Genomic DNA, 8,269 nt, shown 5'->3' with positions numbered 1-8,269 from the left:
TAAAATTCAAAAGACAATATCCGTTAGGAAAATATATTATAGATTTTATTTGTTTAGAAAAGAAGCTAATTATTGAATTGGATGGCTGGCAGCATAAAGAAGAAAATCAAGAAAGATATGACCAAGAAAGAACAAAGTTTTTAGAAAAGTTAGGATTTAGGATATTAAGGTTTTGGAATAACGATATTAACAATAATTTGGACAGTGTATTTTTAAAGATTGAAGAATTTTTATAAGTACCCTCTCCCCAGCCCTCTCCCAGGGGGAGAGGGAGATTGGAGAGATTTGAAAATTAATAAGTCATTGATTTGTCATTCGTCATTGGAAATTTGTCATTAAAATCTATTCACTAGCATCCACTATATTGTATATCAGTATCGAAGTTCCCACTTGATAAACCGGTTTTTCGGAAAGTAGCCAGCGGTAGCTGTTTTCTGTTGTTTTGTCGGATCCATAAATGCTTCCTTGCAGAAAATTGGTGGAAATGGCATACCAGCCTTTTTCAATCGGACGCTTGCTGTCCCACCAGGTCCGGTACTCACTTCCTAAATAATATTCAATATCTCCTCCGCCGAAATAATCCACGCGGATGTTTTTTATTTCCGGATGTTCTTCCAAAAATATTTTCAGTCTTTTCAGATCCTGTCCCCAATCGGCGTTGGAATCGGTGGCGTAATGATAGCCATTTTTCGGACCGCCGACCGATTCATTGAAATAGGACATATAATTAGGATAAGCGGCAACAGTTTGCGAGATTGATATCAAAACTAAAACAAAAACTGCAAGAGAGAGAAATTTTTGGGAGCGTTCATTTTTCCGCTTGATGAAATCAAATATTATTTTAGCGGTGAGAATAAAAGTGAAAGGAAAAATAGGAAACAAGTGCCGAAGCCCTATGTTGAGGTTTCCGGTGATGCTCATATACGAATAGAATATTATGAACGAAAACATAGTCGCCGAAACGATGTGGGTTCTAAAATATTCCGCTATTTTTCCGAAAATATCTCTGGATAAATTTTTGGCGAATAAGCTAAATGCGATTAAAAGCGCCGATAGCATAAAGAACAAATCAGCCAGTGGTTCCTTGATGGCGAAAACGGTAGGGAAATAGGATTTGAAGGCGCTGCTGGAAACTTGTCCCAGAAAATAGGCGCCGTTTCCTCCGGCCACTCGGCGAAAAACATAGCCGATGCCAATTCCATAGGTGGCAAGCGGCCGGGTTATCGAATTATTATTTAGAAAATGCAGAGCCTTGTTGGTGTAAATGGTTTTAACATTAGTGTCGCTTTGAGAGAAGTTAAAATCGATCGCTTCCGAAACAGTTTCCTTGGTCATATTGAAAGTATTGGCAAAATAGGCGATCCAAACAACAACGATTGAAATTAAAAACGCCAAAACTCCTTTGCCCAAATATTCTCCCAGCATTTTAATTTTAGCGAACTTGATAGTTCCGTCCGGTATTTTCACCAGCGGATAGACAATTAAAATTATTCCAAAAATTGGAAAAGCCATAAGCGAGGAAAATTTGGCGAGTTGCACTAATCCCAAAAATAATCCCCCTATAGCCATATTTTTCCACGTGGGCTTTTTGATGAACTTTATAAAATAGTAAAAAGAAAAGGTGATGAAAGCAGCGATTCCGATGTCGGTGGTGACAAAATGGTTGTGTCCCAAAATGTTGGGATTAAAAGCGTAAAGCGCCAGAGCGAAAAGTCCGGCCAATTTTCCAGCCAATTCGCGCGTCCATTTGAAAATGAAAAATCCCAAAAGCAAGGAAAGCAGAATAACCGGAAAACGCGCCCAAAAAATTATCTTGTCTGCGTTATTCCCGGATTCATAGAGCAAGTGGCGTCCGGCTACCCATTGTCCCTCGTCCCATTTATTGGGAAGGTCTCCAGTCCAGAATGGCTGGGAAACATCGAAATTTAGGCTCATTAGAGCCAAAGGAATTCCGGCTAAATCTTTAATGAGAGGCGGATGTTCTGGATTGAGGCGAATTTCATGTTGGGTTAAATAGCTATAAGCCGCTCCGATGTGAGCGGTTTCATCGAAAATCGCGCTATCGTTTTTGGCATTCAAAACCGAAACGACAAACATAAATCCGAGCATTACAACGACTAATATTTTGTAATTTTTTTCGAGAAATAATTTCATATTATTTTGTCAATACATAGAATTTCATTCCAAACTGGTCGGAAAATTCTTGAAACTTTATTCCGGGAAATCTTGTTTCAATATTATTTATGATGCTATCTTTTTCCAAATCCGTGAAAACTACCACGAAATTATCGGCATCTTTCGGGTTAATAGAGCTTATTTCTTCCGGATTCAGGTCGTGGAAGTTGGGATTCTTCCAGTTCCAGAATCTAACCGGGACTCTTTGCATATTTCCGACGGCCACAAAAATTTCCTTCTGAGGCGGCATGGTTTGGATATATCTTTGCATATTAGTCATAGTTTTTTCAAAAGCTTGAGCCGCTTCGGGAGTTTTTGCCCAGAAGAAAAAATATTTTATCGGATTAAACATTCCGATTGCAATGAGCATTACAATGACAAAGGGCGCGGTAAAATGGACAAGTTTGAAATTTTTTCTTTCCGAAAGGCCGATGAAATAATTGAAAGCAAATCCAGCCAGGATGAAGACTGCCGGAAGCGTGCCGATGGATCGCAAGGCGTGCGGGTTGCCTTCGGCTCCCATAAATTCCGGAACAAGCATCGCGAAAAACCAAGCGAGCAAGGTAATGTAAATGGCAAACTTTTCATCGCGGATTTTTTTGGCAAATCTGAGGTATAAAAGATGAAAAGACTTGATTATCATATAGATAAATCCAAACAAGAAAGCGGTTCCGGCAATAGGATCCAGGAGCGGATACGGCGGATAATTATGTCGCCAGTTCTGGTCGCCCCAGAAGTTGTATTTGGCAAGGCTCAGTCCGAAAGTTTTGGCAAAAGTTGAGAGAAAATGCCCTTGATTTGTAACTGGATTAAGGATAGAGATTTCCGAAGTGCGGGAAGCCCAATATTCCGGATGGGCGTAGAAAAAAGTGTAGAGCATCGGAGCGGCGGTTAAAAACGTAAAAACAATGAAAACTACGACATGCTTCCAATAATTTTTCAAAAATTTTTCTTGCGAAATAATGAGTGCGATTAAAGCAACCACCAGGATGAGCGGCGTTACGCGAAAGGCAATATAAGTGTGAAGTCCAAGACCCAGGAATAATCCGCCAATGGCAAAATCGAGCATTTTTTTGGTACGGACTCCCTTGAAAAGGTAATAAAAAGAAAATACCAAAACAAAGGGAAGCATATTGGCGCGAAATGAAATTCGGCTGAAATGCAGAGGCCAAAAAGAAACCGCCACTAAAAATGAACTGATAAGCCCAACCCGTTTTCCAAAAAGCTCTTTGGCGAGAAGATAGGTTCCAAATATTGTCAGAGTTCCGAAAATAATTGACGGAAGCTTAAGGGTAAGGACGCTAGCCCCGAAAAGCTTGAAGCACATCGCAATGATATTCATAAACAGCCCTTCTCGTCCGTTGTTGGCGGGATAAAACCATTGATATTCACCGGTGTCGTTGGCTTGCAAAGCATCGGTGCCGTTTACTGCTTCGTCGGGATAAAGTCCAGGAGGAGCGCTACTTATGTTATAGACTCGAAGGAAAAATCCGAGAGCGATAATTAAGGTTAAAAGAATATAGGTTGCGACTTTTTTGTTTTTGATTTCCATATTTGTTTTAGCTTGATTAGATTTATGGTATAATTATAGCATAAAAGATAATTTATTTACATTTTCATTTATGTTAGGTTCAGGCGATTTCGAAAAAAATGTTCAGAAGGGAAGAAAGGGAGAGGATGATACTGGGAAGAAAATTGCCGGCAGAAAAAGAGTAAAAATAGATCCCAGTTCTTTTACTACGGCAAAATCTCTGAGCATAGAGCCGGAAGCAACTGATTTTAAAATAAAAAAAGAACCTCCAAAAGCAGGCGAACCGTTTGATCCTGATCCGTATGAGCTCAAAGAAACTAAATTGGCTAATGATGAAATCAATGAACTTTATTCCAAGGCTAAGGATATTGATGAAAAAAACAAGGAAGAAGTTCCAAGTTATGACATTTCCGAATTAAAAGTTGAAAAAGGAATTGAAAATTTCTCGGAATTTGAGCTTGAACTGATAAAAAACTACAAAAAATATACCAAGGGAATGTTAGATTTCATAGAAAAAAGTGATCATGTCGGTAAATATGGATTTGAGAAAAAAGATGTGGAAAAAGTGATAGCCATGGAAATTGAAAGATTTTGGGATATTTTTTCCAAGGAAATTGTTGATGAAAACGAATTTTCCAGCCGGGAAAAATCTGAGAAAGTCTTTCGAATGATAAAAGAGGAGTTATATGGTCCGGTGCGAGCAGCTACGGAGCATACTATTTACAAAATTGAAACTTCTCCGGATTTGACCTATGAAGATATTAACGCTTCAAAAGTGGAAGAAGGAAATCAAAAATTTTTGGATCTGACAAGAAAATTGTGGGGAGATTTTTCAGTTCATGGAGGCGATCCCAGGATTAATGAGAAAGGAGAAATTCAGATACCTTGCAGTTCTGATTTGGACGGTGAAAGCTATTTAAAGATTTTGGAACTAGCCGGTTTTGCGGTCGAGAGAAGCAAGGTTAATTTTGTGAAAAAAGGAGCAATGCCGGAAGAGGGAGTTATCGGCGATACTTCAAATAAAAACGGCGTAATTTCTGAAGAAAGAGGCAAAAGACTTATTTTCGATCATCATACGCCCGAGGCCGGAAGAGATACTTCTACCACCAAATATGCTTATGAAACTTTGGTTAAAATGGGGCTTTTGAAACAAGAACCGCATATTGATAGATTTGTTGAATTTGTGACCAAGGTTGATAATTTTGATTTTACTCCCGACGAAGAAAAAAAGGTTTATGAAAATTATTCGAAAAATATTTATGGGCTATGCCACAAGATGAAACCTCAAGACATTCTGGATCTTTTTAAAAAAGGAACGGATCCTTTTGAAAAACTTGATGATGGCTATCTGAAGAAGTATGCCTATTTTAATCCGGCAATGAAAAGAGAAGAAACGTTGTTTCAATTGGCTGGCTATATTGAGAAAAAAATTAAATCCGGAGAAGCAGAAATTGAAAAACTGGAAAAAATGGGATTTGTCGTAGACACCGGCGCTGATCGTTTCGGAAAAATTTTGATCGATACAAAAAAGAGGGATGACAATAATGGCAATTGGTATCCAAAAGTTGATAGCGAAAATCATTCCAATCAATTGGCAATCAGGCGTAAAGGATATGGAGGATATTTGATGTGGTCCCAAGAGGAAAATAGTTTCATTCTGTATACCAGCAAAAGAATGGACGAAGATTCAGTTCCGGGAGGTTTTCCGCAAGGGGAAATTATGCGCGGGCATATGTTGGTTAAAGGTTTTAGCGATCCCGAGCCACTGCGGATAAAAATGGAAGATATTTTTTCCAAGCTCGCAGGGAAGAAATTTGAATTTGAAAAAAAAATAAAGGCGAAATTGGATGTTGAATTTAAAGGAAAAGAAATGGTCGGTCTTATTCATCAAGGAAATTTAACAGAAGATGCCTTGAAAAAAGCCGCCAAGGATTCAAATATTTCCTTGAAGAGGCTGCTTGGTGAAATCACGAGCCAGTTGAATCATAAAGTTGAAAAATTGATCAAAGAAAAAGTGAACGAATTGCCAAAAGGAAGGGATGGGGTTCCTGAAAGAAACCGCATCGCTTTGGAAGTTTTGTTTGAATATCAGAAAACGAAAACTGGCAACGGAAAAATCCCATCGCAACCCGCCGGAGCGCCGGCGCAACAACCAATAGCACCGTAAAAGTTGGGAAAATGCATAAAAGATTTATAGAAACCCTTTGCAATCATAATGATGCGAAGGGTTTTATTATTTCAGAGGCTATTTTCTGTTTAAATTTTTTGTTAATTAACAATTTTTGTTGTATAATTTAAGATAGATTTGACCTGGTATTTCACGCAATTTTTTATTGCATAAAAATAAAAAAATTTTAAATTAAACAATATGAGTTTTGAAGATTCATTAAAAGTTTTTGAAGAAGGCATTGATCAAGAAAGCAAGCGATTGAAAGAAATAAAAAAACAAGAAGATGCAGAGGCGGCGAAAAAATTTTCCAACAAGGGAGTTGATGATGAATTGCCTACGACAACGGTTACTCCGGAAAATCGCGATTTTTCTGAAGAAGAAATGGAGCTTCATAATGCCAGAAACGGAATAGTTGGCGCAGCTGCCGCAATTGGCGCTGTTGGAATTGAAAATGGATCCGATGAGGATAAGGCTGAGGAAAAAACATCATCTGAAGGCGCAAAAGAAATTAGCGATGATTTTGGAAAGGACTATGGAAAGAAGAAGGAAGAAAAAGAAGAAAATGATGCAGAAAAAATTGAAAAAGATCTGGTGGAAGATTTAGGAGGGAAGAAATTTGGAGAAGAAAGTGGGCAAGAAGGATTAGAAAGATTGGAACAATTAAAAGATGAACTGGAAACTTCCAGAAAAGAATACGCGGAAATGTATTTCAAAAAGAAGGGTATGTGGAAACAAGTGCGAAATTTCTTTACCAGTGAAGGGCGAGCGGGGAGAAAGGCTGATCAATGGGAACGGAATCAGGAAATGGAGGAACTCAAACAATATCATACTAGAGAACTAAGAAAAATGGAAAACAATCTTTTGATTGAAGGAAAAAACAAGAAAGAGGTAAAAGCGGAAATAAAAAAACAGCAGGAAAAAAATGCCAAGGAACTGGCAATTCAAAGCGGAAGAGAAACAATCAAGGCGAAAGGCGTGGTTATAGCCGAAGGAGGAAATAAGGCGGCGGTAATTGATGACCAGGATGTTGTATATATGGAAGCGCTTTATGAGAACAGCCTCATTGATTACAAAACCGAATTATTGGAAAACATACGGGTTAAGGGGCTTTCGGGAGACGCGCTGAATAAAGAATTAGCAGAAGCGCTAAAATTTTTCAATTTTGATGAAACTGCCAATCTGTATGACGCAAAAACGGAAGCCAGAACGGATTTGGTCGCCAAGGAAAATCCGGTTTGGGATAAAATAAACAAAAAAAGAGCCGAGGTTATTAATTGGTATATCAAGCTTCCGGCATATCAAAAAATACTGATAGCAGGAGGATTAGGAATTGGAGCGGCGAGCGCTTCTTATGCAGGAGCAGCTGTTGCGGGCTCATGTCTTGCTTTGAATATGGCGAGAAGATTTCTAACCGGATCCGCTTCAGCAATCGGCGCGGAAGCGATGTCTGAAAAGATAGCGGAAAAACACAGAATGAATAAATCTGGCCGAGAAATGGATGATATCATGAAAAACATGAAAGAAAAAACTGATGATAAGAAATTCGAAGAATTTAATTCTCTTTTAAAAGATCAGATATTTAAAGTAAATGAAAAATTTGAGAAAAGAAATATCGGTTCTGGTTTCAGAAAAGGCGGAGCGATTGTGTTCGGAGCTTTGATGGCTGGTCCGGTTATGAGCAAATTCTTTCATTTGCTAAGCGAAAAAACCGGTGCTAGCGATTTTGTCAAAGATAAAGCGGGCGATGTAATGAAAAGTGATATAGTAAGAGATTTTATGCAAAAACACGGCCTTGAGAGGTTCACTATTGTTGATAACTCATCATTGCATTCTACAGCCGCTATGCCAGAAAATCCTTCTGCGCCGGGAGCTGTTGAGCAGACAATGGGAAGGATTTCTGATGTAGTCGAGGTGCAAAAAGGAGATTCTGTTTGGAAAATTATCGATCAGAAATTGCAGGATCATTATGGGGATAAATTTTCCAATTTGGATCCGGCGAAAAAAACATATATTATTGATGCTTTGAAAGACAGAATTGCTAATAATCCGCAGGCGTTTGGCTTGGAAAATGCGGATCAAATTCAAGTCGGGCAAAAAATTGATCTTTCGGAAGTGTTTAATAAAGAAAAAGAAATAAATAATATTTTTGGACACGCGGAAAATTTGAGCAAAGCCGATATTAATAATATCAATCATTATCAGGCCGGAACTTCTCACATTGAAAATCCAACAGAACAAAATCCCGAAGGAAGAGCACCAAGATCCTTCGCGCCTCCTCAAGAAGCATTGGACGAGCGAACAGGAGCTAGCGTGCAAGAACCGCAATTTGAGGAGAAAGCGGATGTTTCCGATGAGTATACTCAAACGGTAGATGAAATGCACAATCGGGACGT

At 38.7% G+C, this 8,269-nt stretch carries 5 protein-coding genes; 3 read left to right on the top strand and 2 right to left on the bottom strand.

From position 1 onward, the window contains the following. Nucleotides 1–236: endonuclease domain-containing protein (locus tag WC906_04465; GenBank protein ID MFA5777665.1), on the top strand; the 236-nt coding region annotated here is incomplete at its 5' end. Between the two features lie 106 nt (nt 237–342). Here WC906_04465 and WC906_04460 read toward each other — a convergent pair. Further along, nucleotides 343–2,154 (bottom strand): glycosyltransferase family 39 protein, encoded by a 1,812-nt coding sequence (locus WC906_04460; protein MFA5777664.1) that lies wholly within the window; start codon nt 2,152–2,154, stop codon nt 343–345. A gap of 1 nt (nt 2,155) precedes the next feature. After that, on the bottom strand, nt 2,156–3,727 hold the full coding sequence (locus WC906_04455) for a glycosyltransferase family 39 protein (GenBank protein MFA5777663.1): 1,572 nt from the start codon (nt 3,725–3,727) through the stop codon (nt 2,156–2,158). A 70-nt stretch (nt 3,728–3,797) separates the two neighbouring features. Between WC906_04455 and WC906_04450 the strand changes: the two genes are divergently transcribed. Together WC906_04450 and WC906_04445 are read left to right on the top strand one after the other, a co-directional pair. Continuing rightward, nucleotides 3,798–5,873 (top strand): hypothetical protein, encoded by a 2,076-nt coding sequence (locus tag WC906_04450; protein MFA5777662.1) that lies wholly within the window; start codon nt 3,798–3,800, stop codon nt 5,871–5,873. 201 nt (nt 5,874–6,074) lie between these two features. Further along, a partial coding sequence (locus tag WC906_04445; protein ID MFA5777661.1) for a hypothetical protein occupies nt 6,075–8,269 on the top strand: 2,195 nt, incomplete at its 3' end.

It is taken from the genome of Parcubacteria group bacterium (genome assembly GCA_041657845.1).
In the GTDB taxonomy this organism is placed as follows: Bacteria; Patescibacteriota; Minisyncoccia; order Moranbacterales; family JAKLHP01; genus JAKLHP01.
The sequence above is the reverse complement of the archived record's forward strand: the minus strand, read 5'-3'. Positions and strand labels throughout refer to the sequence as shown.

Coding starts and splice junctions, on each gene's coding strand:
- WC906_04455 (MFA5777663.1), bottom strand. CDS start 3,727: ATGGAAATCAAAAACAAAAAAGTCGCAACCTATATTCTTTTAACCTTA.
- WC906_04460 (MFA5777664.1), bottom strand. CDS start 2,154: ATGAAATTATTTCTCGAAAAAAATTACAAAATATTAGTCGTTGTAATG.
- WC906_04450 (MFA5777662.1), top strand. CDS start 3,798: ATGTTAGGTTCAGGCGATTTCGAAAAAAATGTTCAGAAGGGAAGAAAG.